This is a genomic window from Streptomyces sp. NPDC001902 (assembly GCF_042891295.1).
In the GTDB taxonomy this organism is placed as follows: domain Bacteria; phylum Actinomycetota; class Actinomycetes; order Streptomycetales; family Streptomycetaceae; genus Actinacidiphila.
Genome location: NZ_JBIATA010000002.1, coordinates 543,913 through 568,330, shown reverse-complemented (window position 1 = coordinate 568,330; position 24,418 = coordinate 543,913). Strand labels below are relative to the sequence as shown.

25 protein-coding genes are annotated in these 24,418 nt (G+C 72.9%); 17 read left to right on the top strand and 8 right to left on the bottom strand.

Annotated elements, in window-relative coordinates:
* Nucleotides 1-94 precede the first annotated feature (94 nt).
* The 9 genes from ACFYYN_RS05900 (at nt 95) to ACFYYN_RS05860 (ending at nt 7,422) form a co-directional block, all read left to right on the top strand.
* A complete protein-coding gene (locus tag ACFYYN_RS05900) occupies nt 95-643 on the top strand; it encodes a hypothetical protein (protein WP_500544790.1) in 549 nt (182 codons plus the stop codon).
* Nucleotides 644-660: 17 nt separating this feature from the next.
* The gene (locus ACFYYN_RS05895; RefSeq protein WP_500359935.1) at nt 661-1,734 is read left to right on the top strand and encodes a hypothetical protein; all 1,074 of its coding nucleotides are present in this window, start codon (nt 661-663) and stop codon (nt 1,732-1,734) included.
* A gap of 92 nt (nt 1,735-1,826) precedes the next feature.
* A complete protein-coding gene (locus ACFYYN_RS05890) occupies nt 1,827-2,657 on the top strand; it encodes a hypothetical protein (protein ID WP_499513570.1) in 831 nt (276 codons plus the stop codon).
* Nucleotides 2,644-5,052, top strand: coding sequence for a hypothetical protein (locus ACFYYN_RS05885; RefSeq protein ID WP_500544789.1), 2,409 nt, complete (start codon nt 2,644-2,646; stop codon nt 5,050-5,052). The genes ACFYYN_RS05890 and ACFYYN_RS05885 overlap by 14 nt, the downstream gene beginning before the upstream one ends.
* Entirely contained in the window at nt 5,045-5,344 is a 300-nt protein-coding gene (locus ACFYYN_RS05880) for a hypothetical protein (RefSeq protein WP_500544788.1), read from the top strand. The genes ACFYYN_RS05885 and ACFYYN_RS05880 overlap by 8 nt, the downstream gene beginning before the upstream one ends.
* Nucleotides 5,341-5,991 carry a hypothetical protein gene (locus tag ACFYYN_RS05875; RefSeq protein ID WP_500326595.1) on the top strand — a complete coding sequence of 217 codons (651 nt, stop codon included), beginning with the start codon at nt 5,341-5,343 and terminating at the stop codon, nt 5,989-5,991. Before ACFYYN_RS05880 ends, ACFYYN_RS05875 begins: the two co-directional genes overlap by 4 nt.
* Before the next feature lie 122 nt (nt 5,992-6,113).
* Nucleotides 6,114-6,968 (top strand): peptidoglycan-binding protein, encoded by an 855-nt coding sequence (locus ACFYYN_RS05870; RefSeq protein WP_500544787.1) that lies wholly within the window; start codon nt 6,114-6,116, stop codon nt 6,966-6,968.
* Nucleotides 6,965-7,156, top strand: a complete 192-nt coding sequence (locus tag ACFYYN_RS05865; RefSeq protein WP_499513575.1) for a hypothetical protein — start codon at nt 6,965-6,967, stop codon at nt 7,154-7,156. Before ACFYYN_RS05870 ends, ACFYYN_RS05865 begins: the two co-directional genes overlap by 4 nt.
* A gap of 5 nt (nt 7,157-7,161) precedes the next feature.
* Nucleotides 7,162-7,422: a hypothetical protein gene (locus tag ACFYYN_RS05860; RefSeq protein WP_500544786.1), complete on the top strand. Its 261-nt coding sequence runs from the start codon at nt 7,162-7,164 to the stop codon at nt 7,420-7,422.
* 30 nt (nt 7,423-7,452) lie between these two features.
* Here ACFYYN_RS05860 and ACFYYN_RS05855 read toward each other — a convergent pair whose 3' ends face one another.
* A complete protein-coding gene (locus ACFYYN_RS05855; RefSeq protein ID WP_500544785.1) occupies nt 7,453-8,628 on the bottom strand; it encodes a D-alanyl-D-alanine carboxypeptidase family protein in 1,176 nt (391 codons plus the stop codon).
* Nucleotides 8,629-8,848: 220 nt separating this feature from the next.
* Between ACFYYN_RS05855 and ACFYYN_RS05850 the strand changes: the two genes are divergently transcribed.
* The gene (locus tag ACFYYN_RS05850; RefSeq protein ID WP_500544784.1) at nt 8,849-10,144 is read left to right on the top strand and encodes a DUF4132 domain-containing protein; all 1,296 of its coding nucleotides are present in this window, start codon (nt 8,849-8,851) and stop codon (nt 10,142-10,144) included.
* A gap of 5 nt (nt 10,145-10,149) precedes the next feature.
* A complete protein-coding gene (locus ACFYYN_RS05845) occupies nt 10,150-11,118 on the top strand; it encodes a hypothetical protein (protein ID WP_500544783.1) in 969 nt (322 codons plus the stop codon).
* Between the two features lie 66 nt (nt 11,119-11,184).
* Here ACFYYN_RS05845 and ACFYYN_RS05840 read toward each other — a convergent pair whose 3' ends face one another.
* From ACFYYN_RS05840 to ACFYYN_RS05820, 5 genes are all read right to left on the bottom strand, one after another.
* Nucleotides 11,185-11,943 carry a succinate dehydrogenase iron-sulfur subunit gene (locus ACFYYN_RS05840; RefSeq protein ID WP_500326606.1) on the bottom strand — a complete coding sequence of 253 codons (759 nt, stop codon included), beginning with the start codon at nt 11,941-11,943 and terminating at the stop codon, nt 11,185-11,187.
* Nucleotides 11,943-13,697 carry a succinate dehydrogenase flavoprotein subunit gene (sdhA, locus tag ACFYYN_RS05835; protein WP_499513582.1) on the bottom strand — a complete coding sequence of 585 codons (1,755 nt, stop codon included), beginning with the start codon at nt 13,695-13,697 and terminating at the stop codon, nt 11,943-11,945. The genes ACFYYN_RS05840 and sdhA overlap by 1 nt, the downstream gene beginning before the upstream one ends.
* A 28-nt stretch (nt 13,698-13,725) precedes the next feature.
* Nucleotides 13,726-14,196: a succinate dehydrogenase hydrophobic membrane anchor subunit gene (locus ACFYYN_RS05830; RefSeq protein WP_018561263.1), complete on the bottom strand. Its 471-nt coding sequence runs from the start codon at nt 14,194-14,196 to the stop codon at nt 13,726-13,728.
* A gap of 8 nt (nt 14,197-14,204) precedes the next feature.
* Nucleotides 14,205-14,585 (bottom strand): succinate dehydrogenase, cytochrome b556 subunit, encoded by a 381-nt coding sequence (sdhC, locus tag ACFYYN_RS05825; protein ID WP_078620037.1) that lies wholly within the window; start codon nt 14,583-14,585, stop codon nt 14,205-14,207.
* Nucleotides 14,586-14,710: 125 nt separating this feature from the next.
* Entirely contained in the window at nt 14,711-15,235 is a 525-nt protein-coding gene (locus tag ACFYYN_RS05820; RefSeq protein WP_500326827.1) for a 2-oxo-4-hydroxy-4-carboxy-5-ureidoimidazoline decarboxylase, read from the bottom strand.
* A 340-nt stretch (nt 15,236-15,575) separates the two neighbouring features.
* Between ACFYYN_RS05820 and ACFYYN_RS05815 the strand changes: the two genes are divergently transcribed.
* The 5 genes from ACFYYN_RS05815 (at nt 15,576) to ACFYYN_RS05795 (ending at nt 20,358) form a co-directional block, all read left to right on the top strand.
* The gene (locus ACFYYN_RS05815) at nt 15,576-17,129 is read left to right on the top strand and encodes a beta-N-acetylhexosaminidase (RefSeq protein WP_500544782.1); all 1,554 of its coding nucleotides are present in this window, start codon (nt 15,576-15,578) and stop codon (nt 17,127-17,129) included.
* 239 nt (nt 17,130-17,368) lie between these two features.
* Complete coding sequence (locus ACFYYN_RS05810) at nt 17,369-17,896, top strand: RNA polymerase sigma factor (protein WP_500544866.1); 528 nt, start codon at nt 17,369-17,371, stop codon at nt 17,894-17,896.
* 51 nt (nt 17,897-17,947) lie between these two features.
* Nucleotides 17,948-18,580: an RNA polymerase sigma factor gene (locus ACFYYN_RS05805; RefSeq protein ID WP_499516923.1), complete on the top strand. Its 633-nt coding sequence runs from the start codon at nt 17,948-17,950 to the stop codon at nt 18,578-18,580.
* Complete coding sequence (locus tag ACFYYN_RS05800) at nt 18,577-19,605, top strand: hypothetical protein (RefSeq protein WP_500544781.1); 1,029 nt, start codon at nt 18,577-18,579, stop codon at nt 19,603-19,605. Before ACFYYN_RS05805 ends, ACFYYN_RS05800 begins: the two co-directional genes overlap by 4 nt.
* 327 nt (nt 19,606-19,932) lie before the next feature.
* Nucleotides 19,933-20,358, top strand: a complete 426-nt coding sequence (locus ACFYYN_RS05795) for an SRPBCC family protein (protein ID WP_500544780.1) — start codon at nt 19,933-19,935, stop codon at nt 20,356-20,358.
* Here ACFYYN_RS05795 and ACFYYN_RS05790 read toward each other — a convergent pair.
* Nucleotides 20,349-21,230, bottom strand: a complete 882-nt coding sequence (locus ACFYYN_RS05790; protein WP_500544779.1) for a L,D-transpeptidase family protein — start codon at nt 21,228-21,230, stop codon at nt 20,349-20,351. The genes ACFYYN_RS05795 and ACFYYN_RS05790 overlap by 10 nt on opposite strands.
* Before the next feature lie 124 nt (nt 21,231-21,354).
* On the opposite strand from ACFYYN_RS05790, the gene ACFYYN_RS05785 reads away from it, so the two are divergent.
* Nucleotides 21,355-22,935 carry an acyl-CoA mutase large subunit family protein gene (locus ACFYYN_RS05785; protein ID WP_500436551.1) on the top strand — a complete coding sequence of 527 codons (1,581 nt, stop codon included), beginning with the start codon at nt 21,355-21,357 and terminating at the stop codon, nt 22,933-22,935.
* Nucleotide 22,936: 1 nt separating this feature from the next.
* Here ACFYYN_RS05785 and ACFYYN_RS05780 read toward each other — a convergent pair whose 3' ends face one another.
* Nucleotides 22,937-24,397, bottom strand: a complete 1,461-nt coding sequence (locus ACFYYN_RS05780) for an FAD-dependent monooxygenase (protein ID WP_500544778.1) — start codon at nt 24,395-24,397, stop codon at nt 22,937-22,939.
* Nucleotides 24,398-24,418 lie beyond the last annotated feature (21 nt).

The following is a 24,418-nucleotide window of genomic DNA, read 5'->3' as shown; positions in this document are numbered from 1 at the left end:
CTTGCCGAATGAACGACGCTCCAGTCTGGGGTTGCCGGTTGCGTGTGTCAAGTGCCCCCTGGGCGCCCATCATTACCGCGAGGAAGGTGCCGTCATGGCGAATCACTCGATCGACGAGGTGTACAGCCGAGTAGCCGACATAAAGGGCAAACTCGAGACGGGGGGTGGTGTTGCCACCCAGGCTTACATCGACGGAAAGTTCAAGGAGCAGAAGGGCGGGGGGCTTACCAAGGAATATCTCGACCAGAAGTTCAAGGACGCGAAGGAAGAGCCTACCCAGGCGGAGAACTGGGCCAAGGCGATCGGCTTCGGATTGGATGAAGTGGTCAAGGGCCTCCAGGACTTCAAGGCCGACTCGGTGGCGGCCTGGTCGGCACTCGCGGCGATCGTGGGCGGCTTCGCCGTCAGCACGCTCTTTGACGCGGACAAAGTGAAGGCTTCCCTTTTGGGGAAGGTCCGGATCGAGCACGACGAGAACGGAATTCCGCGCCGGAAGAAGAACGCGGAGCCGGCGGTGCGAGCCCCGGTGGAAAGCATCGATGTGGAGCGAGTGAAATCCATGCGGAGTGCGTCGATCGCCCTGTCCAGATCTCTCAGTGATCTCACCAAGGAATTGAACGGCGCCGCACGCCAGATGGCCTGAAACAACCTGGAGTCCCCATGTCTCTTTCGCGAAGCGCGAACACGGCCGCGGGATCGCTGGCCCGATTTCGGGGCGCGGCTTCCCAAGCGGCCACGGCCGCACGGCAGATCCAGTCCTCGACAGCCGGGGCCGGCCCCTCGCTGGACAGGATCCGCGGCGGCTCGGACCGGCTGAACACCTCGCTCGGCAGAATGAAGTCGGCGGCGGCCGGCGGCGGCTCCGGCCTCGACAAGGTGAAAGCGTCCGCGGTCGGAGCCGACAGCTCACTCGGCAAGTCCCGCGGGAGCACCGACAAGTTCAGGGCCTCCCTCGACAGGCTCAAGGGCGCCTCCGGCAAGGCCGAGGGGGCCTTGCGTGAGGTCAAGCGGCAGTCCGACGCCGTCGAGAAGTCCGTCGGGAAGGCCGGCAAGAACGCCGACCGCGGCGGGAAGTCCATGGGGAGCCTCGGCAAGGGGGTCAAAGGGGCCTCGCTCGCGCAGCGGGGGCTCAACCTCGCGATGGCGGCGAACCCGTTCGGGCTCGTCATGGCACTGCTCGCGCCGATCATTTCCCAGTTCATCAACATGGACAAGGTGTCCGCCGCCCTGGCCAAGGGCGTGAAGTGGGCCTGGAACGCCATCCTCGGCGCCATCAGGTCCCACGCGGGCCCGATCAAGTCCGTGCTGAAGGGCATCATCAACGCCTTCACCGCGCTGCCCCGCGCGTACGTCAGCGGCATCAACCACATGATCTCCGCGTTGAACCGGGTCCACGTGTCGATCCCGGGCTGGGTGCCGGTGATCGGTGGCAAGTCCTTCTCGATCCACATCCCGCAGATCCCCAACATCCCCGCCCTCGCCCAGGGCGGTGTCGTCCCCGCCCGGAGCGGCGGCACGCTGGCGGTGGTCGGTGAGGGCGGCGAGGCCGAGGCGGTCATCCCGCTCAGCAGGCTGGAGCGGATGCTCGGCACGGGCGGCGGGTCGCCGGCGCACTTGGCGCGGCTGGCGGCGGCCGTCGAGAAGCTCGCGGACCGGCCCGTCGTCGTCCAGGTGGACGCGCAGACCATCGCGCGGGCCGTGGCCCTGGGCAACCGGCAGCTCGCGCGGCGCTGAGCCGCGCCCCTCCCGCCCTTCGTACGGATTCGACGCCGGCGACCGTGTCGCCGGCCTTTTTCATGCCCTCACGGCAAGAGACGAGGTGACACATGGGCAGGAACCTGTGGATCGGACCGCCCGGTTCGCTGTACGAGATCGACCGCGCGGCGCGGAGCTTCGACCGGAGCGCCGACCTCGGCGTGTCGGAGTTCACGTCGCTCGGCGGCCGGGTGACCGTCGTGCGCAACGCGCGCGCCAACCGCCGGACCAAGCTGAGCTGGGACACGCTGGAGCCCGCGCAGGCCAGGGTGCTGGACCGGCTGGCCCGCCGCACCGACGGCGCCGGGCCGGTCGCACTGCTCGACCCGGCGGCGGCCAACATGCTGGACGCGCTGCAGGCGGCCGGCCGGGGCGAGCCGGGGAGCACAGGGCTCGGCCAGTGGCTCCCGGTGGTGGGCACCGGAACGGGGAGCGTCACGGAACCGGCCTCCCCCGGGGTCTTCGCCTTCACCGCCGCGGACACCGCCGCGAAGGTCGGCTGGCGCCACCGCTACTGGGGCAGCCACCCCGTCGCGCCCGGCACCCGGATCTCCTTCCGGGCCTCCACGGCGATCGCCGCCCTGCCGACGTGCGCGGTGAACCTCGACTTCAAGAACGCCGCCGGTGCCTACCTGTCGTCGGTGTCGGCGAACGGCGCCTACGTGGCGGGGACCGTGCCGGCGGGCGCGGCCTTCGTGACGCCCTGCGCGAAGCCCGGGGCCGCCGGGACCTACGCCCTCGCCGGGGCCTGCCTGTCGTACGACGACGGCGCCGCCGACGGCGTCCCCGGCGACGGCTGCCCCGCGATGGCGGTCACCGGGTACAGCGACGTGCCGTCCCAGCCGCTGCCGTACCGCGGCGTGAGCATCGACCTGGTGGAGGTGGCAGGTGCAGCGGGCTGACGACGCGCTTGGCGCGGCCCTCGCGCAGGGCGAGCGGACCGCGTCCCACTCCACCCGCTTCGGCGGCAAGGACCTCGGCGCCCAGGTGCAGTCGTGGAGCGTGGACCGGTCGTACGCGACCGACCTGCCGGAGGCGATGCGGGCGTTCTCCGGCAGCGCCTCGGCCCAGGCCGAGTTCGAGATCTCGGGTGCGGCCGTCCCCCCGGACGAACACCTGCAGGGCGGAGCCGACCGGTCCGGCCCCCAGCTGTACTCGCCGTGGGCGCCCAGGAGCACGGGAGACCTCGTCCGTCCCGGCCAGTCCGTGGTGCACGCCGCGGGGCTCGGCGGGAACGACCTGGCCGCCTTCCGCGGCACGGTCCGGGCCCGCAGCGCGGCCTCCGGCAGCGACACCGTCAAGGTCACCGCGCTGGACGGGGCCGAGCGGCTGCGCGGCCCCGCCGTCCTGCCGAAGCCGTACATCGGGTTCTTCCGGAAGCGCCCGGTGTCCTCGGCGACCTGGTGCGTGGACGAGCTCCTCCGGCAGGCGGGACTCCACAGCTCCCCGCCCGCGCGCTACCCCGAGTTCGTCGAGGGGCAGCCGCTCACCCTCGTCCACGCCACGCTGCACGGCGGGTTCACCACGCCCTACGGCCAGCCGGAGGTGCTGCCCGATCCGCGGAACTACACCTGGACCAGGCAGGACGCGCCCCACGAGATGGCGCTCGTGCCCACCGGGCTGGAGCCGGGGACCACGGGCCTGACGGCCTCCTGGTTCCCGCGCAGCCGCGTCACCGTGCCGGGCAGCCGGCTGTTCGCCGAGGCGTGGGTCAACAACGCCGTCGGCATCGGCGACACGGTGGAGATCCACCTCCAGCTCAACCGCACGGGATCGGCGACGGGCACCCTGCGCCTGGTCGTCGACTTCGTCGCCGGCACCGTCCGCCTCCACTCCGAGGGCTCGGACCAGGGCTACTGGTACTTCGAGTGGTCATGGCCGGCCATCAGGGCACAGCGGGGCGTCTGGCACATCGGCGCGTTCTTCGACACGGCGGGCACCGGGACCGCGGTGTACCCCACCGTGCAGCCGAGGCTGACCGCACCCGACGGAACGCAGCTGCTGGGGACGGCGGCCACGTACGTCCAGCCGTCCGGCGTCCAGAAGTCCGCCGAGCTGGACCAGGTGCGGCTGGTCACCACCGTGGCCGTGGAGTCGCTGCAGGTGACCTCCGGGCTGGCCGCCATGCCGGCCGCGGGCGTCTTCGGCCAGTCCGGCACCTGGACCAAGGGCGCGGTCCTCGACGACGCGGTCTTCCCGCTGGTCTGCGTCCCCCGGGTCTCGGGCTCGCAGTGGGACGTGCTGACGCAGATCGCCAGGGCGACCATGGCGACCGCCGAGTTCGACGAGCACGGAGTCTTCCGCTGGCGCAACCACACCCGGTTCGCCCAGCCCCCGACGGCGGCCGACCTCACGCTGACCACCGTGCGGGACATCGCCGCGCTGACCGTCACGGAGGAGATCGACGCCTGCCGGAACTACTGCGTCCAGCCCGCCAAGGACTGGTCCAAGACCGGCGCGGCGACCGGGACCGTCTACGACGACAGCACCATCCGGGAGATCCCCGCGAACCGGTCCGTCGCGGTCAGCTACGTGATGGCCGAGGAGGAGTTCGACATCGGACCGCCGCTCACCGATGACGACTCCGTCACCACCTCCGGGTCCTCGGTGCGCTTCGCGACATCGCCCGCGGCCGGGGCGACAGCGGTCAAGGGCGCGGTCGACGTCCTGACCCGCCGCGAGGACGGCTACCTCGTGGTGCGCTTCAGCAACCGCAGCGCGCAGACGCTGTACACCGTCACGAAGACCGGCGAGCCGTCCGTCCACCTCGAGACCCTGAAGCCGGCCGACGACCCGGCCGAACGCTTCGCCACCTCCTGGGTGGCGGGCAGTGCCGGCGAACGGTTCCACGGCCGCCAGGAGTACTCCGCCGAGGCCACGGACTGGGTGCAGGACCTGCGGGGCGCGCAGTCGCTCGCCGACGCCATGCGCAAGGCCGGCGAGTACCCCGTCCCCGTCATCGGCGACGTCGAGGTGCTCCCCGACCCGCGGATCCAGCTCGGCGACGTCGTACGGCTGGTCGACACCAGCGGCGCCCGACTGGACACCCTGGCCTGGGTCACCGGGATCAAGACCGGGGCGACGGCGGCCGGCGGGGTGCGGCAGACCCTGACCCTGCGCGGGACCGTGCCCAACGGGGTCCCCGCGGACTCCGGGCTGACCCCCGACGTCCCGGCAGCGCCGGTGGCGGAGGTGTGGCAGACGTACGCCCAGGTGGCGGCCGCGTACCCGACCCTCGCCGAGGTGAAGGCCGGCGGCCGGACCTGGCGCGACATCAAGGAGGGCACCCATGCCTGAGAACACCCCCGGATCCGGCCCCGTCACCCTGACGGACGTTCAGTTCCGTCAGCTGGCCGACACGGTGACGACGGAACTCGCCGGATACCTCGGCGTCGGCGCGGCCGCGGACCCCGGACCGGACCTTCCGGTCGCCGTCACGGTCAGCGACGGCCTGCCGCCGGAGGGGGAACCGGAGCCGCCGGACCCGCCGTTCCCGCACGGCTCCGGCGAGGAGGAGGAAGCCACCCCGTCCCCGTACACCGCCGAAGGCGGCGGCGTACCCGAGCCCGCAGCGGAGGCCACCGCGTGAGCACGCAGTACACCCCGATCAGCAATCTCCCCTACCCCCAGGCCACCGACGCCGCCGACCTGCCCGCGAACCTCAGGGCGCTCGCGGAGGGCGTGGACGGCCGTACCGTGATGCGCTTCGCCGACGCGGCGTCGCGCGACGCCAAGGTCACGGCACCCGTGGCCGGCATGGTCGCCTGGCTGACGACCCCCGGCCGGCTGGTGCAGTACACCGGTACCGTCTGGGCGCCGGTGGGAGCCGTCCCGGTGTTCCGGGTGAACGTGGACGGCGGCACCACGAACTCGACGACCTACGCGGAGACCCTGACCGACGCGGTCGGCGACCCCATGGCGGCCGCCTTCACGGCGCCCGCCTCCGGCCAGGTCATCGTGACGGTGGGCGCCTACATGTGGAGCTCGGGGGCGTACAGCTCCTACATGTCCGCCACGGTCCGCAGAGCCTCGGACAACGCGGTGATCCTCGCCACCAGCGACGACCGGGCGGCACTGGTCACCAACACCGGCCGGGGTTCGTCGTCCAGCCAGTTCCTCGTGACCGGCCTCACGGCGGGCACCGGCTACACCGCCACACCCGCCTACCGCTCCGGCAACGCGTCCAGCACGGCCAGCTTCGACACCCGCTTCATCCGGATCGACCCGCTGCTGTAGGACCGTCCGCCCCCGAGCCCCGGGCCCCGGGCCGCCGTGCACACGGCGGCCCGGGGCTTCGGCGTTCCCGTCCCCGTCCCCAGTTCCCCCGTCCCACCGTCCCACCGATCAGAGGAGGAACCATGGCCACACCCGTCTCCGCGACGGCATTCCTGGCCGCTCTCGATGCCGAAGGCGTCACCGTCGCCGGACACGGCGACTGGCGCACCCACAACCGCAACGCCGTCGCCGCCTGGGGCCAGGTGCACGGGGTGATGCTGCATCACACCGCCGGCCGGGACAGCGTGGCGCTGTGCCGGACCGGCCGCGCCGACCTGCCAGGACCCCTGTGCATCGGCGTCATCGCCAAGGACGGCACCGTGCACCTGGTCGGGTACGGGCGCACCAACCACGCCGGCAGCGGTTCGAGCGCCGTGTACGACGCCGTCCGCGCCGGCCGCCCGCTGCCCGCGAAGCCAGGTGCCGACGCCGTCGACGGCAACGCCCACTTCTACGGGTTCGAGATCGAGAACCTGGGCGATGGCCGCGACCCCTACCCCGCCGCCCAGTTGACGGCCGTGGAGAGGACCGCCGTCGCCCTGTGCCGGGTGCACGGCTGGAACGCCGGCCACGTCATCGGGCACAAGGAATGGACGAGACGGAAGATCGATCCGAGCTTCCCGATGCCGGCCATGCGGGAGCGCGTCGCCAAGCGGCTCGGAACCCCGCCCGCGCGGACGTACGAGCCCTTCCCGGGCGCCGCCTTCTTCCGGCCCGGCCGTCGCAGCGACGTCGTCACGGCGATGGGCCGGCGCCTCGTCGCCGTCGGCTGCGGCCGCTACCGGCAAGGGCCCGGGCCGGAGTGGACCGAAGCCGACCGCCGCTCCTACGCCGCCTGGCAGCGCAAGCTCGGCTACGGCGGCGCGGACGCCGACGGCATCCCCGGCCGCACCAGTTGGGACGGACTGCACGTCCCGAAGAGGAAGGAGACCACATGACCGACGCCGACCGCCGTACCGTCCGCACCCTCGTCCAGACCGGCGTCGCCCTCGCCGCCGCCGCGCCGCTGCTGGTCGACGCGGCCTGGCCGGGCGCCTGCACCGTGCTCGCGGTCGCGGCCGCCGTCACCCGCGTGATGTCCCTCGACGCCGTGGAGCGGCTGCTGCCCTCCTGGCTGAGGCGGTGAGGCAGATGACCACGCATCAGGAAGGCACCCTCGGGGTCGCCCTCGAACTCGAACGCCTGCGCCGCTCCGTCGACGTCGGCTTCGCCACCACGCGGGGTGATCTCGCCCTGCTCCTGCAGCGCGCCGACCAGACCGACAAGGTGCTGGGCGAGCACGAGGAGCGCATCGAGGCGCTGGAACGTTCCCGCTGGCCGCTGCCCGCCGTGGCGGCGCTCACCGGGTTGCTGGCGCTGGTCGTCGCCGCCTACGGGACCTTCGCCGGGTGAGCGGCGTACCCCGGCCGCGGGACGGCGACCTCAGCGGGCGCGGCTCGAGCCGCGCCCGCGCCGCCCGGCGTCCCCCCTGGCCGCCGCCCGCTGCGGCAGGGGGCGGCGCCTGATCGCCAGGACGAAGGCCGCGACCGCCGCCACCAGGACGGTCTCCACGGCCGGTCCGAACCACGAGGAACCCTTCGACGCGTCCCCCGCCGCCGCGGGCCGCGGGCCGCGGCTTTCACCGGGAGGCCCCCCGGCCATCGCGCGCACCTGGCTCAGCGTCGGCACCAGCTCCCCGACCGGCTCCACGCGGCCCACCGCGTCGAACCCCCAGTCCAGCAGGTCGGCCGCCTCCCGGTACACCTCGTCGTACCCCGACTCCGGGTGCATCACGGTCACCAGCAGCGTCCGTCCGTCGCGCTCCGCCGCGCCCGTGAAGGTGTTCCCGGCGTTGGTGGTGTAGCCGTTCTTCACCCCGATCATGCCGTCGTAGTCACCCAGCAGGCGGTTGGTGTTCTGGATCTCGAACGTCGCGCCCTTCTCCGCGGGGAACCGCGCGACCTGCGTGCGGCAGTAGTACCTGAAGTCCGGGTTCCGCAGCCCCGCCCGCGCGAAGAGCGTCAGGTCGTACGCCGACGACAGCTGGTCGGGCGTGTCGTAGCCGTCCGGACTCACCACGTACGTGTCGTTCGCCTGCAGCTCCCGGGCCTGCGCCCGCATCTCCCGGACGGTCTTCTCCACCCCGCCGTTCATCGAGCACAGCACGTGCACCGCGTCGTTCCCCGACCGCAGGAACACCCCGAGCCACAGCTGCTCGACCGTGTAGGTGATCCCCGCCTCGATCCCGACCAGACTGCTCCCGGCTCCTATGTCCGCCAGGTCCGCGTGCGTCACCTCGTGCCGGGTCCGCCGGCCGAAGCGGGGCAGCAGCGTGTCCGCGAACAGCATCTTCAGCGTGCTCGCCGGCGGCAACCGCCGGTGTGCGTTGTACGACGCCAGCACGGCACCGGAGTCGGCGTCCGCGACGATCCACGACAGCGAGTTCGTCTCCGGCAGCCTCGGCGCCCCCACCGCCACCTGCACCCCGTGCCGCCCCAGCCGCTCGCCCCCGACCACGGATCTGCCGGCCGCCACCGCCTTCCCGGCGGGAAGCAGCGCGGCAGCCACGCCGAGTCCGAGGACGGCACGTCGCGGCGGTGTGGGGGGTGTCGCGGCCATGGGTGGACGGTACAAGCTGCGACCCCCCACAACCGAACCGGGGACACCGCTGTGGACACCGGTCGGCCCAGCGCATGGGGGGTGCTTGCGCCGAACGGGGGACGAACGGGGCGTTGTCAGAGGGCGGTCCTACGCTCGGCGGGCATGGGGACTGCGGGGGTCGCCGCACAGGGGGTGGACGGTGAGTGTGATCGCGTGGGGGGACGTGGGGGAGCCGGCCGTGCCCGGGTACGGGATCGGGGTGGCGCAGCGGCTGGGTGGGGTCACCGCGGAACTGGGGATCCGGGACGGGCGGGCCGTGCTGGGGTGGCGTAATGCGGCGGGAAAGGCCCTGAAGGGGGCCCCGGCCGTCGTGCGGCGCGAGCACGCGGGAGAGCTGACGCGGCTCAGGGCGACCGTCGGGGACATCGACCGGACGCTGGCGGCGCAGGCCGCATGGCTGGAACGGCAGTTCCCGGAACGGCGCACGTGGGCGTACTCCGAGTGGCGGGAGCGGATGCTGGGCCATCCGCTGCTCGGCACCCTCGTCCGGCGCCTGCTGTGGACGGTCGACGGGGTCGCCTGCGGGTGGGCCGACGGCGGCCTGCGCACCCTCGCGGGAGAGCGGGTCCTGGGTGGCGGGGAGGACGTCGTCGGACTGTGGCATCCCTGGGGGCGCGACCGCGCGGAGATCGCCGCCTGGCGGGAGTGGCTGGAGCGGCACGGCGTCACGCAGCCCTTCCGGCAGGCCCACCGCGAGGTGTACGGCCTCGCGGACGCCGCACGCGTCACCGCCACGCACCACGTCCTGAGACAGCACCGGTTCGCCTCCCTGGCCGCCGCCCGCGGCTGGCGGTACCGCCTGCGCCTGCCGGTCGACGAGGCCTTCCCGCCCGCCACGCGCGAGCTCCCGCGGTGGGGGCTGCGGGCGGAGCTGCGGGTCCAGGGCGTCGACGGGGACGCCTTCGGCCACTTCGGCAGCCATCTGTACGTCGGCACGGACCAGGTGCGCTTCCTCCCGCTGCACGCCCCCGGGGACCGGGCCGCCGATCCGCTCCCGCTCGCCGACGTCCCGCCGCTCGTCCTCAGCGAAGTCCTGCGCGACGTGGACCTCTTCGTGGGCGCCGCGGGCATCGGCAACGACCCCACCTGGCAGGACGGCGGCCCCGACGGCCGCTTCCGGGCCTACTGGGCGTCCTACGGCTTCGGCGAGCTGACCCCGTGCGCGAAGACGCGCCGCGAGGTGCTGTCCCGCCTCGTGCCGCGCCTGGCCATCGCCGGACGCTGCGTCGTCGAGGGCCGTTTCCTGCACGTCCGCGGCGACCGTCACACGTACCGGATCCACATAGGTTCCGGCAACGTCCTGATGTCCCCGGGCGACCGCCACCTGTGCGTCGTCCCGCCCGCCCACGCCTGCGTGGTCCCGGGCCCCCTGCCCTTCGAGGGCGACCCCATGCTGTCGGTGGTCCTCGGCAAGGCTCTGCTCCTCGCCCGCGACACGGAGATCACCGACCCGACGATCGTGAGCCGACTGTGAAACGTGTGACGACCCCGGAATGCTCGCCCTGGGAGGACGAGGGCCGGATCGAGTTCATCGCCCGGCTCGCCGCGGAGGGGGAGGTGACCGAGCTGGCCGGGCACCTGCTGTCGGCGGCCGACTGCGAGGGCCACGGAGCCGTGTCCCGGCTGAGGGCGATGCCTCAGGAGCGGCGCATGGCCCTGGCCGGTCTCCTCGTCGAGCACGGCGAGGCACCGCACAAGGTGCCGGACGAGTCCGAAAGACCCTGGCTCGTGCTCGCCGCGGTCTCCCGCGGCTTCGCCGAGGACTCCTGGTGCGCGCGGTGGAACAGCATGCTGGAACGCGTGGCGGCGACCTGCTGGTGGACGCAGATCAGCGACGACGTGCCCATCCTCGCCGAGGCTCTGCTGGACGCCGGGCGTCCGCTGTCCGGCGAGGCGGTCGGCCTGCTCCGCAGATCCGCGTACGCGGGCCTCGGCTGGGCGCAGCTGCTGCTCGACCGCCTCCCCGAGCCGCCCCTCAACCCCGGTGAGCTCTGGTCCGACCGCGTCCTGGCGCAGCTGCCGGAACTCGGCGACCGCTGGCGTCACCTGATCCCCCATCTGCGTGCCGCCAAGCCGGCGCCCAGCGCGCGCTGGGACCGGGCGGCCGCCGCGCTCCTCGACGGCGTCGACGCCGAGACGGTACGCCGCACCGCCACCCCCTGGCTCGCGCTGGCCACCCACGGCTCCCACGACCCCTGGAACGTCACCGCCGTCCGCGGCCTGGCCTGGCTGCTGTCGTCGCCGTCCGTGCCTTCCCACCCGGAGACCGTCCGCGTCCTGGGCGCCCTCGTCGAACGTCCCCCGGTCAAGACCGTCGTCGCCGGCGCCGGCATACGCGCCCTGGCCCGCCTGGACGGTGACGCCGGCCGGGACGAGCTGCGCAGGCTCGCGGGGTGCGTCGGCCACACGGTCACCCGCAGGCAGATCGGCCGCGCGCTGGCCCCGTGAACGCCCGAGGGCCCCGCAGCCGGCTGACCGGCTGCGGGGCCCTCGGGGGAGCCTCGGCGGAGGGGATCAGAAGCGACGCGTGATGAGCGCGCGCTTGACCTCCTGGATCGCCTTGGTGACCTCGATGCCACGGGGGCAGGCGTCGGTGCAGTTGAACGTGGTGCGGCAGCGCCACACGCCGTCCTTGTCGTTCAGCACCTCGAGCCGCTGCTCGCCGCCCTCGTCACGCGAGTCGAAGATGAAGCGGTGGGCGTTGACGATGGCCGCCGGGCCGAAGTACTGGCCGTCGTTCCAGAAGACCGGGCAGGACGACGTGCACGCGGCGCACAGGATGCACTTGGTGGTGTCGTCGAAGCGCGCGCGGTCCTCGGCGGACTGCAGGCGCTCGCGCGTCGGCTCGTTGCCCTTGGTGATGAGGAAGGGCATCACGTCCCGGTAGGCCTGGAAGAACGGGTCCATGTCGACGACCAGGTCCTTCAGCACCGTCAGGCCCTTGATGGGCTCGACGGTGATGGGCTTGTCCGGGTTGATGTCCTTGATCAGGGTCTTGCAGGCCAGCCGGTTGCGGCCGTTGATGCGCATGGCGTCGGAGCCGCAGATGCCGTGGGCGCAGGAGCGACGGAACGTCAGCGTTCCGTCCATGTCCCACTTGATCTTGTGGAGGCCGTCGAGGACCCGCTCCTTGGGGTCGATCTCCAGCTGGAAGTCCTGCCAGGTGGCCTCCTCCGAGATCTCCGGGTTGAACCGGCGGATCCGGAAGGTGACCGTGATGTAGGGCGAGGCCTGGGCCTCGGCCTCGACCTTGTCGAGGGTCGCGGTGCTCATCAGTACTTACGCTCCATCGGCTGGTAGCGGGTCTGCACGACCGGCTTGTAGTCGAGACGGATCGCCTCGGTGCCGTCGGCACCCACCTCGCGGTACGCCATCGTGTGCCGCATGAAGTTGACGTCGTCGCGGTTCGGGTAGTCCTCGCGGTAGTGGCCGCCGCGGGACTCCTTGCGGGCCAGGGCCGAGACCGCCATGACCTCGGCGAGGTCGAGCAGGTTGCCGAGCTCGATGGCCTCGAGCAGGTCGGTGTTGAACCGCTTGCCCTTGTCCTGGATCGACACGTTCCGGTACCGCGCGCGCAGCTCGCCGATCTTCTCGACGGCGGTCTTGATGGTCTGCTCGGTGCGGAACACCATGACGTTCGCGTCCATGGTCTCCTGCAGCTCCTTGCGCAGCTGCGCGACCCGCTCGTTGCCGGTGGAGGAACGCAGCCGCTCCACCAGGTCGACCACGAACTGCGCCGGGGCCTCGGGGAGCTCGACGTAGTCGTGGTCCGCGGAGTACTCGGCGGCGGCGATGCCGGCCCGGCGGCCGAAGACGTTGATGTCCAGCAGCGAGTTGGTGCCGAGGCGGTTGGCGCCGTGCACGGACACGCAGGCGACCTCGCCGGCGGCGTACAGGCCCGGGACGACGGTGGTGTTGTCCGACAGGACCTCACCCTGGACGTTGGTGGGGATGCCGCCCATGGCGTAGTGCGCGGTCGGCTGGATCGGGATCGGGTCCGTGTAGGGCTCGATGCCGAGGTAGGTCCGCGCGAACTCCGTGATGTCCGGGAGCTTGGCGTCCAGCTGCTCCGGCGGCAGGTGGGTCAGGTCGAGGTAGACGTGGTCGCCCTCGGGACCGCAGCCACGCCCCTCGCGGATCTCGGTGTAGATCGCGCGGGAGACGACGTCACGCGAGGCGAGGTCCTTCATGACCGGCGCGTACTTCTCCATGAAGCGCTCGCCGTCCTTGTTGCGGAGGATGCCGCCCTCACCGCGGGCGCCCTCCGTCAGCAGGATGCCCATGCGCCAGATGCCGGTCGGGTGGAACTGGAAGAACTCCATGTCCTCCAGCGGCAGACCGCGGCGGTAGACGGCGGCCTGGCCGTCACCGGTGAGGGTGTGCGCGTTGGAGGTGACCTTGAAGAACTTGCCGGTGCCGCCGGAGGCGTACACCACGGCCTTCGCCTGGAAGACGTGGATCTCGCCGGTGGCCAGCTCGTACGCGATGACGCCGGCGGACCGCTTGACGCCGTCCTCCTCGACGATGAGCTGGTCGAGGACGTAGAACTCGTTGAAGAACTCCACGCCCTCCTTGACGCAGTTCTGGTACAGCGTCTGGAGGATCATGTGGCCGGTGCGGTCGGCCGCGTAGCAGGCACGGCGGACCGGGGCCTCGCCGTGGTTGCGGGAGTGGCCGCCGAAGCGGCGCTGGTCGATCCGGCCCTCGGGGGTGCGGTTGAAGGGCAGGCCCATCTTCTCGAGGTCGAGGACCGCGTCGATGGCCTCCTTCGCCAGGATCTCGGCGGCGTCCTGGTCGACCAGGTAGTCACCGCCCTTGATCGTGTCGAAGGTGTGCCACTCCCAGTTGTCGTCCTCGACGTTCGCGAGGGCGGCGGCCATGCCGCCCTGGGCGGCGCCGGTGTGGGAGCGGGTGGGGTAGAGCTTCGTCAGAACGGCGGTGCGGCTGCGCTTCGTCGCCTCGATGGCGGCGCGCATGCCGGCGCCGCCCGCGCCGACGATGACGGTGTCGTACTTGTGGATCTGCATGAGGGGTCGCTTCCCTGTCCAGCCCTGGCTAGCGGATGTTCGGGTCGAAGGTGAAGATCACCAGCGTGCCGAGGATGATGGTGAACGCGGTCGCGGTGTAGACCAGCATCTTCAGCCAGAACCGGGTGTTGTCCCGCTCCGCGTAGTCGTTGATCACGGTGCGCAGGCCGTTGCCGCCGTGCAGCATCGCCAGCCACAGCATGATCAGGTCCCAGGTCTGCCAGAACGGCGAGGCCCAGCGGCCGGCGACGAAGGCGAAGCCGACCTTGGTGACGCCGCCGTCGAGGACGAGCTGGATCAGCAGGTGACCGATGACCAGGACGACCAGGACGATGCCGGACAGGCGCATGAAGAGCCAGCCGTACATCTCGAAGTTGGTCCGGGTGCTGCGCGGGGTGCGCTTGGTCCGGGCGCGCGGCGGCTCGATGACCGGGGCCGGGTTGTCGGGGCCGTAGGCGGCGCTGGAGGAGCTGAGCTCCACGTGGTCCGTTGCGGACATGACTTCGCTCAGCTCCCGAACAGCACTCGTGCGGCGTGACCGAGGACGGGGTAGATGGCCCCGATCATCAGCACGACCCAGATTCCGACGACCGTCCACAGCATCTGCTTCTGGTACTTCGGGCCCTTGGACCAGAAGTCCACGGCGATGACGCGCAGGCCGTTCAGAGCGTGGAAGAGGACAGCCGCGACCAGCCCGTACTCGAGCAGGCTGACGATGGGCTGCTTGTAGGTGTTGACGACCTTGTCGTAGTCCTCGGGGGAGACACGCACCAGTGCGGTGTCGAGGACGTGGACGAACAGGAAGAAGAAGATGAGGACACCGGTGACTCGATGAGCCACCCATGACCACATGCCTTCCCGGCCGCGGTACAACGTTCCAGCCGGCACGGAAAAAACCCTCCGGGAGCGGTGTGGGGCCTGCCGGCTTCGTTGGTCGGTCGGCCCGGCCGGGTACGGTCCTCCGGCCCTGGCCATCGTAGCGACGGCTTGTCGGCTACGTCCTGCCGGGTCCTTCAGGTGTGATCGATCCCGCACGGGTGGGTGTATCGGCCGGGAACCCCCGGCCCGCCCCGTGCGTCTGCGAGGGCCAGTCGTCCCAGGCGGGAACGGGTGACGCGGCGCAGTTCCTCGGCGGCCGTGACCCGCTCCTCGTCCGGTTCGTTGCCGAGACGCTGACGGAGTGACGCCAGCATCCGGTCGAGGGACTCACCGGGGTGCACCCCGTCGAGGGAGAGCACGAAGACGTGGCCGAAGCGAGCCTCGTACGCGGCCTGCGCGGCCCGCAGCGCCGTGTGCGCGGCGAGGCTGCCGCGGGTGGGGGCGGCGTCCGGCGGGGCGCCGGCCGCCTCGGCGGCGAGGGCCTCGGCGAGGTCGGCGGGCGTGAGGTCGTAGGCGGCCTCGTCGGCGGCGGCCAGCAGTGCGTCCAGGTCGGGGTAGGGGCGGTGCGCGGCGACCCTGCGGGCCCAGTGCAGGCTGCCGCAGCAGGTCAGCAGGACGGCCTCGGCCGCCCCGGGGGAGGCCTCGTTGAGCCGCCGCAGGCCGTGGGGGAGGCCGGGGCGGCCCGTCGGCGCCGGTCGGGGCGCCCGGCCGCGGGACTGCGCCGGGAGGTGCGCCGGGGCCCGCGGCGGGAGGGCGGGGGTGTCGCTGGACAGCGGTGGGCTCCTGGGAGGGAACGGTGACGAAGGTGGGGGGAACCGCGAGGCGGCTGCGCGGCGTGAACCACAGGGGGACGACGAGTGACGACCACCGTATCGGCCTATGTTCGGCCCTGTACGACGGATGCACGAATTTCACTCGTACGGGAACGAAAGTGCACGGCTTCCCCTGGTCCGCACGGCGAGATCCACACAGCGGGCATAAATTCGGATCATGTGGCAGATGCGGGCGAAACGTGCGTCGGCTTACGCGGCGACGGCCGTGCTGACCGCCGTGCTCGGGGCCGGTCCCGCGCTCGCCGCACCCGCGGGGACCGCGGCCCCCGGCGCCCAGCCGACGGAGCGGGCGAGCACGTCCGCCGGGTTCCCCTCGATCCCCGCCGTCCGTTCCTTCACCCCTGCCGCCGGTACCGCCGCCTTCGTACCGGGCCCCGGCTCGCGCGTGGTGGCGCCCGCCGGGAGCGCCGTGGAGGACGAGGCGCGGCTGCTCGCGGAGGAGCTCCGCCGGCCGTACGTCAGTGGGCCCGCCAAACCGGGGGACATCGCGCTTTCACTCGAACGGAGTAATGCGGGCCCGGAGTCGTACGAGATGACAAGTTCGGCCGACGGGGTGACAGTACGCGCCGGCACCGACGCCGGGGTCTTCTACGGCACGCGGACCCTCCTCCAGGCGGTCCGTTCCACCGGACGGGTGCCGGCCGGCACCGTCGAGGACCGCCCGGACCGGCCGGAGCGCGGACTGATGATCGACATCGGACGCAAGTACTTCAGCCGTGCATGGCTGGAGGCCAGGGTCCGCGAGCTGGGCGACCTGAAGTACAACCAGCTCCACCTCCACCTCAGCGACGACCAGGGCTTCCGCCTCCAGAGCGACAGCCACCCCGAGATCGTCTCGTCACGGCACCTGTCGAAGGAGGACATTCGCGCCGTCGTCGACCTGGCCGCGCAGCGGCACATCACCGTCGTCCCGGAGATCGACAGCCCCGGTCACATGGGTGCCGTGCTCGACGCCCACCCGGACCTCCAGCTGCGTTCCGTGGACGGCACCCCCGTGCGCGGGGCGCTGGACATCTCCCGGCCCGGTGCCGCCGACGTCGTCGACGACCTGCTCAAGGAGTACGCACCGCTCTTCCCCGGTGCCCACTGGCACGTCGGCGGCGACGAGTACGGGCCGCTCGTGGCCGACCATCCGGAGACGTCCTTCCCGCAGCTCGCCGCGTACGCGCGTGAGCGCTACGGCCCGGACGCCGGGGTGGCCGACGCCGCGGCCGGCTGGCTCAACGACCGCGCCGCCACCCTGCGATCGCTCGGCAAACGGGTCGAGGCCTGGAACGACGGCTTCTCCGGCGGCGCCCGGGTCGCCGCGGACCCGGACCGGGTGGTCGCCTACTGGTCGAGCAACAAACTGCGCGGACGGCTGCCCGAGGACCTCCTGCGCGAGGGCCGGCAGCTGCTCAACCTCAACTCCTGGTACCTGTACTACGTCCTCGGCGCGCCGGAGAACTTCCCCTACCCCAGCGGGCGGCGCATCTACGAGGAGTGGACCCCGGCCGTCGTCTACCGGGACGGCGCCGTGCCGGCGGCGCTCGCGGGACCGGACCGCATCCTCGGCGCGCGGCTGGCCGTCTGGTGCGACCGGGCGGACGCCCAGACCGAGGACGAGGTCGCGGCCGGCATCCGGATGCCCCTGCGCGCGCTCACCCAGAAGCTCTGGGACCCGGGCCCGCCGGTCCTGAGCTGGCAGGACTTCAGCACCCTCGCCGACCGGGCCGGCTGAGCCGCCGTACCCGGCCGCCTCAGGTGAAGCGGCCGAAGTCCGCCTCCCCCCACAGGAGCGTCTTCGGCCGCTTCTGATTGTTAAAGCGTCAACGCGGCCGAAAATGTCACACCCATCGCCAGGGCGGCCCGACAGGTGTGACGATTCAGTGCGAATCCACGCTGTACAGGATGTCGGCGATTCGAGAGGACAGGGTGGCCAGCAACGGGGGGCGCCACGATCCGCGGACCGACCGCGACATGGAGCTCGGGGCCGCGGTCGGGCGCGCCCAGGGTGGGGACGAGCACGCCTTCGCGGTGGTCTACCGGCTGGTCCAGCCGCTGCTGCTCGGCTACGTGCGCGGCCTCGTCGGCGACGACGCGGAGGACGTCACCTCCGAGGCCTGGCTCGAAATCGCCCGCGACCTCGGCCGGTTCCGCGGGGACGGGGCGGGCTTCCGGGGCTGGGCGGCGACCATAGCCCGGCACCGGGCCCTGGACCACCTGCGGCGCCAGGACGCCAGGCCCCGTGCCCGTCCCCTCGACGCCGAACTGCTGGACCTCCCCGCGGCCGAGGACACCGCGGACCGCGCACTGGAGGCGCTGGCCACCGAGCGCGCCCTCGCCCTGATCGCCTCGCTCCCGCCCGACCAGGCGGAGGCGGTGCTGCTGCGCGTCGTCGTCGGGCTGGACGGGGTGTCCGCGGCCCGGGTGCTGGGCAAGCGGGCGGGAGCGGTCCGTACGGCGGCGCACCGCGGCCTGAAGCGGCTCTCCCGGCTGCTGTCCTGACCCCTGGTGACCGGCGGGTAGCCGCCCCCGGACGCCCTGCCGGCGCCCATCATGGGGCAGTATGGTGCGCGATTCCGAGGGGGAGGCCCGCACGTGGATTTGGCGACCGCGGTACGCGCGGCGCAAGAGGGGGACGAGGACGGCTTCCGGTTCGTGTACCGAGCGGTGCAGCCGCAACTGCTGCAGTACGTACGCTCGCTGGTCGGCGCGGGGGACGCCGAGGACGTGGCGTCGGAGGCGTGGTTGCAGATAGCGCGCGACCTGCCGGGCTTCCACGGCGACGGGGACGCGGTACGCGGCTGGGCGGCCCGGGTCGCCCGCAACCGGGCGCTGGACCACCTGCGGGCGGTGGGCCGCCGGCCGCTGGCCGCCGCCGGGGTGGAGGAACTGCTCGACCGGCCCGCCGTCTCGGACACCGCCGAGGAGGCGGTCGCCGCGGTGGGCACCGGCGCCGCGCTGGCGGCCATCGCCGCCCTTCCCCAGGACCAGGCCGAGGCGGTGCTGCTGCGCGTCGTGATGGGCCTGGACTCCCGGTCGGCGGCCGAGGTCGTCGGCAAGAGGCCCGGTGCGATGCGCATGGCCACCAGCCGCGGCCTGCGCCGTCTGGCTGAGCTGCTGGATTCCGACGGCGGGTCGTCAAGTGTGACGTTTTCGGCGTCCCGAACGCTTGAGGACATGAGATGAGCGATAACCGAGGACAGGACTGGCTGGACGACGCCACCGCCGAGCGGTTGCTGCGGGGTGCTCACGGTGACGACCCCGCGGAGCGGGCCTGGCGCGACGAGCGCGCCGCCGCCCTGGCCGGGTTGCTGGCCGCCGCCGCGGCTCCCGCACCCCTCGACCCGGAACGCGAGGAGGCCGCCGTCGCCGCGTTCCGTGCCGCGCGCGGCGACGATGCGCTCACCGGGGGCACCGCGGGCGTCCGCCTCGGCACGGCCGACGACTGGTCGCCCGGCGCGGGCGCGGTGTCCCGGAGCGGGCGGAGCCGTACGGCCCGTCACTCCAGATCACTGACGGGCACGTTGATCGCGACCGCCGCGGTGGCCGGGGTGAGCATGGCGGCCGCCGCCGGCGCGCTGCCGGCCCTGCTCGGCAGCGGCGTCCCGGGCCCCGCCCCGGTGCACACCCAGAGCGGGGCGACGGCGACCTCGGACAGCGGTTCGCCGTCACCCGGCCGCACCGCCCCGCCGACCTCCCGCCCCGGCCCCGGCCACGGCCGCCCGGCGGGCGGCACCGGCGGCACCCACGGCACCGTCCTCCCCGGCCGGCCGGCCGGGACGCCGTCCTCCTCGCCGGCCCTGGACCACAGGGCGTTGTGCCGGGCCTACGCCGCGGCCGGCCGGCACCGCAAGGGCGTGGACGAGCAGGCCTACAAGCAGCTGCGCAAGGCGGCGGGCGGCGGCCAGCGCGAGGTCCGCCGCTACTGCACCGATCTGCTCGGCCGGAACGCCGGGCACGGGGGGAACGGCGGCAAGGCCGGGAAGGGGGGCGAGCGGGGCGACGACGACTCCCGGGAGGGCCGCGGCCGTTGGCAGAACCGTTCCGGCGGACACCACCGCCAGGGCGGCCACGGCCCGCGCGGCACCTCACGGCCCGCCCCGGTCGCACCGTCCGTACCGACCTCCAAGGCCGCACCGTCGCCACCGTCCGCCCCGGTCGCACCGTCCGACGGGCAGCCGGGACCGCACCGCGGCCACGGCGGCGAGTGACACTTTCCAGCCGCCGCGCGCTCCCATGGACGGGCCGACTGGTCATCGGCCCCGCGGATCCGGGCACTTCCCGTGCCCACGGGTCCGTACCCGAGCGCGGCCGGGCAGCTCTCCCTCCCGGCCGCGCTCCCGGGCGCGGCGGGTGCGGGGTGTGACACTTTCGGCCTCCCGGGCGCTTTAACCAGTAGACCGACTGGTCATCGGTCGAGGGGTCGCCCGGTCCCCCCGTATCGGGCCCCCAACGAGGGACGCGGGCGGAGCGCTTTCCCCCCGCTCCGCCCGCGTCCTCACGTGGTGCCGCAGGGGCGGCGGCGTAGGCTCGACGACGTGATCTTCCGGATCGAGCGGCACTGCCCGCTCCCCGCCGCCGAGGCCTGGCGCCGGGTCACCGACTGGGAACGCCATGCGGAGCTGGTGCCGTTCACCACCGCCGTCGTCACGGGGGAGCGGTCGTTCACGGCACGCACCGGACTCGGGCGGATGGCCGTCGACGACCCCATGGAGATCGTGCGCTGGGAGCCGCCGGACGCGGGCCGTCCCGGGCGGTGCCGGCTGGAGAAGCGCGGCCGGACCGTGCTCGGCTGGGCCGAGATCGAGGTGTGGCCGCGGGAGGAGGGGGGCTCACGCGTGGTGTGGCGCGAGGACCTGAGGGTGCGCCCGCTGCCGGGGGCGTTCGACCGGCCCACCGCGTGGGCCGGCCGGCTGCTGTTCGGGCGGGCGCTGGACGGGCTCCTGGCCCAGGGTCACCAGTAGACGACGACCTTGTCGCCGACCCGCACCTGGTCGAAGAGCGCCGAGATCTTCGCGCGGTCGCGCACGTTGACGCAGCCGTGCGAGGCCCCCGTGTAGCCGCGGGCCGCGAAGTCGGCCGAGTAGTGCACCGCCTGGCCGCCGCTGAAGAACATCGCGTACGGCATGGGCGTGTGGTAGATCGTCGACACGTGGTTCCGGCTCTTGGCGAAGACGCTGAAGGTGCCCTCGCGGGTCGGCGTGTACTGGGAACCGAAGCGGACGTCCATCGCGGAGACGACCTTGCCGTTCACCACCCAGGCCAGGGTGCGGCTGGTCTTGCTGACGCACAGCACGCGGCCGGTCATGCAGCGCGGGTCGAGCTTCGCCACCGGGTTGCTGGTCGGCGGGTACATGGCGCCGCGCGTGGGCTGCCGGGTGACCGAGCGCAGCTTCGCCCAGGTCCTGTCCGTGACGGTGCCCGAGGCGGGCAGCTTGTGGCGGGACTGGAAGGTGCGCACCGCGGAGGCGGTGACGTCGCCGTAGTAGCCGGTGGGGTTGCGGCCGAAGAGGCCGAGCTGCTTCAGCCGCGCCTGCAGTTCGCGCACCTTCGCGCTGCTGCTGCCCCGCGCGATCACGACGACCGGCCGGGGGGTGCGGTCGGCCTCCGGCTTCTTCGTGGCGGACGGCGATGCCGTCGGCGAGGGGGAGCCGCTGCCCGGCGCCGTGCTCGGGCTCCCGGAGGGGCTCGCCGTGGGGCCCGCGGTGTCCGGTGCCACGGAGGCCCTGGCGGTGGGCTCGCTCGCCTGGGCCGTACAGCCGGCGAGGAGGGCCCCGGTGAGCAGCGCGGCGGCCGCGGCCGCCGCGCGTGATCTTGTGACGGATATGAGTGCCACTTCGTCCCCCTGGAGATGAGTCGGTACACCCTTTGACTGATTTCCCCGGCATGTAGTTGCACCGGCCCGGTCACGGTTCGCCGCACACTGAGGAAAGGGGGCCGAGTCGCTGGAGGCATGACGCATGGCACGCGAGTCCGAATCCGGTCTGCCGATCGAGCCCGTCTACGGCCCCGACGCCCTGGACGGCTGGGACCCGGGCGAACGGCTCGGTGAGCCGGGCGGCTACCCCTACACCCGCGGTGTCCATCCGACGATGTACACCACCCGGCCCTGGACGATGCGCCAGTACGCGGGCTTCGGCACCGCCGCCGAGTCCAACGCGCGCTACCGGCAGCTGATCGCCCACGGCACCACGGGCCTGTCCGTCGCCTTCGACCTGCCGACCCAGATGGGCCACGACAGCGACGCCCCCCTCGCCCACGGCGAGGTCGGCAAGGTCGGCGTGGCCGTCGACTCGGTCGAGGACATGCGGGTGCTCTTCGACGGCATCCCGCTGGACCGGGTCTCCACCTCGATGACGATCAACGCGCCCGCCGCCCTGTTGCTCCTGATGTACCAGCTGGTCGGCGAGGAGCAGGGGGTGCCCGCGGACCGGCTCACCGGAACCATCCAGAACGACGTGCTCAAGGAGTACATCGCCCGCGGCACGTACATCTTCCCGCCCAAGCCCTCGCTGCGGCTGGTCGCGGACCTCTTCCGCTACTGCCGCGCCGAGATCCCGCGCTGGAACACCATCTCCATCTCCGGCTACCACATGGCCGAGGCCGGCGCCTCGCCCGCGCAGGAGATCGCCTTCACCCTCGCCGACGGCATCGCGTACGTCCGCACCGCCCTCGCCGCGGGCATGGACGTGGACGACTTCGCCCCCCGGCTGTCCTTCTTCTTCGTCTCGCGCACGACGCTGCTGGAGGAGGTCGCCAAGTTCCGTGCCGCCCGCCGCATCTGGGCCCGCGTCATGCGCGAGGAGTTCGGGGCGAGGAACCCCAGGTCGTGGATGCTGCGCTTCCACACCCAGACCGCGGGCGTCCAGCTGACCGCCCAGCAGCCGGAGGTGAACCTGGTGCGGGTGGCCGTCCAGGGGCTGGCGGCGGTGCTGGGCGGCACGCAGTCGCTGCACACCAACTCCTTCGACGAGGCGATCGCGCTCCCCACCGAGAAGTCCGCCCGGCTCGCGCTGCGCACCCAGCAGGTCCTGGCGTACGAGACCGACGTGACGGCGACCGTGGACCCCTTCGCCGGGTCCTACGTCGTGGAGTCGATGACCGACGACCTGGAGGCGGCCGCGCTGGAGCTGATGGCCAAGGTGGAGGAGCTCGGCGGGGCGGTGAGCGCGATCGAACGCGGCTTCCAGAAGGCCGAGATCGAGCGCAACGCCTACCGGATCGCCCTGGAGACCGACTCCGCGGAGCGGGTGGTCGTCGGCGTCAACCGCTTCCAGCTGGGGGAGGAGGAGCCCTACGAGCCGCTGCGCGTCGACCCCGCGATCGAGGAGGCGCAGGTGGCGCGGCTGGCCGCGTTGCGTGCCGGACGCGACAGGCGGGCGGTGGACTCGGCCTTGTCCGCGCTGCGGAAGGCCGCCGAGGGCACGGAGGACGTCCTGTACCCGATGAGGGACGCGCTCCGTGCCCGGGCCACGGTGGGCGAGGTCTGTGAGGCGCTCCGCGAGGTCTGGGGGACGTACGTCCCCTCGGACGTCTTCTGAATCACCCGGCGAAGCGGGCGAGCCAGGCGGTGACGCGCTCCGGGTCGCGCGTGGCGAGGCCGACGTAGCCGTCCGGGCGGACCACGAACAGGCCCTCGCCGTAGGTGCGGTTAACCGCGCTGCCGGGCCCGGCGCGGTGCGCGCGGGCGAAGCCGGGCAGCGCCGCGGGCGGTTCGGCGCCGACGGCCAGCACCGTGAAGTGGGGGCCGCGCAGGACGTCGAAGAGCCGCCCGCCGCCGGACAGGGGTGCGTCGGGCGCGCGGTCCCCGGCCCGCAGGGCGTCCTCGGCGAGGCCCTCGCGGGTCTCGGCGGTGAGCGGGCCGTCGCGGTAGCCGAGACCGAGCTGGTGGACCTCGGCGCCACGCTGGTTCATCGGCCGGCCCCGGCTGATGGTGCTGCGGTGCAGGTGCGTGCTCATGCCGAGGACGTCGGCGGCGACCGGCAGCCGCTCCTGCTCGTAGCTGTCCAGCAGCTCGGCCGCGGCGCCGTGCCGCAGCACCTGGCCGAGCTTCCAGCCGAGGTTGTAGGCGTCCTGGATGCCGGTGTTGAGGCCCTGGCCGCCCGCGGGGGAGTGGATGTGGGCGGCGTCTCCGGCGAGCAGGACCCGGCCCTCCCGGAAGCGTTCTGCCAGGGCGGCGCGCGGCCGGAAGTCGGAGCTCCACATGACCTCGAGCACGTCGTCGGCCGACAGGTGGGTGCGCTGTTCGACGGTCTTGCGCACCCCGTCCGGTGAGGTGTCGGGGCGTTCCGCGCCGGCCGGGTACGTCGCGACGAACTGGAAGTCCCGTTCGGTGCCGCCCATCGGGAAGGCGACGGCGCCGGTGCCGTCCGGGCCCCGCCACACGTGGGTGTGCTCGCGGTCCAGGCCGGTCAGCGTCACGTCGGCGACGAGCATCGGGGCGGGGTCGACGGTCTCGCCGTGCATGGCGATGCCCAGGGCCCTGCGCACGGCGCTGCGCCCGCCGTCGGAGGCGACCAGGTACGCCGCGCGTACGGTCGTGCCGTCGGCCAGTTCCGCGGTCACGCCGTCCGCGTCCTGGGTGAGACCGGTGAGCCCGGCGCCGAAGCGGACCGAGCCGCCCAGTTCGCGCAGCCGCGCGTGCAGGATCTCCTGCGTGCGCCACTGGGGGACCATCCACGTCGCGCCGTACGGGGCGGCGGAGGTGGCGGGCACCCGCTCGAACATCTCCCACTCGTGGACCGGACGGCCGTCCTGCCAGACGCGGCCCTGCGGGTAGGGGCCGCCCGACGCGAGGACGGAGCCGACCACGCCGAGGTCGTCGAGCACCTCCAGCGAGCGGGGCTGCAGGCCCTTGCCCCGTGAGCCGGGGAACAGCCGGTCGGAGCGCTCCACGACGAGCGCGGGCACGCCGCGGCGGGCGAGGTCGACGCCGAGGGCGAGTCCGGTGGGGCCGGCCCCGACGATCAGGACGCCGGTTTCCTTAACGCTGTTAAGTTCCATGTCCCGAGGGTCCCCTTAACG

Coding starts and splice junctions, on each gene's coding strand:
- ACFYYN_RS05805 (WP_499516923.1), top strand. CDS start 17,948: ATGGGGCAGTATGGTGCGCGATTCCGAGGGGGAGGCCCGCACGTGGAT.
- ACFYYN_RS05890 (WP_499513570.1), top strand. CDS start 1,827: ATGGGCAGGAACCTGTGGATCGGACCGCCCGGTTCGCTGTACGAGATC.
- ACFYYN_RS05865 (WP_499513575.1), top strand. CDS start 6,965: ATGACCGACGCCGACCGCCGTACCGTCCGCACCCTCGTCCAGACCGGC.
- ACFYYN_RS05880 (WP_500544788.1), top strand. CDS start 5,045: ATGCCTGAGAACACCCCCGGATCCGGCCCCGTCACCCTGACGGACGTT.
- sdhA (WP_499513582.1), bottom strand. CDS start 13,697: ATGCAGATCCACAAGTACGACACCGTCATCGTCGGCGCGGGCGGCGCC.
- ACFYYN_RS05810 (WP_500544866.1), top strand. CDS start 17,369: ATGGAGCTCGGGGCCGCGGTCGGGCGCGCCCAGGGTGGGGACGAGCAC.
- ACFYYN_RS05840 (WP_500326606.1), bottom strand. CDS start 11,943: ATGAGCACCGCGACCCTCGACAAGGTCGAGGCCGAGGCCCAGGCCTCG.
- ACFYYN_RS05780 (WP_500544778.1), bottom strand. CDS start 24,397: ATGGAACTTAACAGCGTTAAGGAAACCGGCGTCCTGATCGTCGGGGCC.
- ACFYYN_RS05900 (WP_500544790.1), top strand. CDS start 95: ATGGCGAATCACTCGATCGACGAGGTGTACAGCCGAGTAGCCGACATA.
- ACFYYN_RS05785 (WP_500436551.1), top strand. CDS start 21,355: ATGGCACGCGAGTCCGAATCCGGTCTGCCGATCGAGCCCGTCTACGGC.
- ACFYYN_RS05800 (WP_500544781.1), top strand. CDS start 18,577: ATGAGCGATAACCGAGGACAGGACTGGCTGGACGACGCCACCGCCGAG.
- ACFYYN_RS05830 (WP_018561263.1), bottom strand. CDS start 14,196: ATGTCCGCAACGGACCACGTGGAGCTCAGCTCCTCCAGCGCCGCCTAC.
- ACFYYN_RS05815 (WP_500544782.1), top strand. CDS start 15,576: ATGCGGGCGAAACGTGCGTCGGCTTACGCGGCGACGGCCGTGCTGACC.
- ACFYYN_RS05870 (WP_500544787.1), top strand. CDS start 6,114: ATGGCCACACCCGTCTCCGCGACGGCATTCCTGGCCGCTCTCGATGCC.
- ACFYYN_RS05860 (WP_500544786.1), top strand. CDS start 7,162: ATGACCACGCATCAGGAAGGCACCCTCGGGGTCGCCCTCGAACTCGAA.
- ACFYYN_RS05895 (WP_500359935.1), top strand. CDS start 661: ATGTCTCTTTCGCGAAGCGCGAACACGGCCGCGGGATCGCTGGCCCGA.
- ACFYYN_RS05855 (WP_500544785.1), bottom strand. CDS start 8,628: ATGGCCGCGACACCCCCCACACCGCCGCGACGTGCCGTCCTCGGACTC.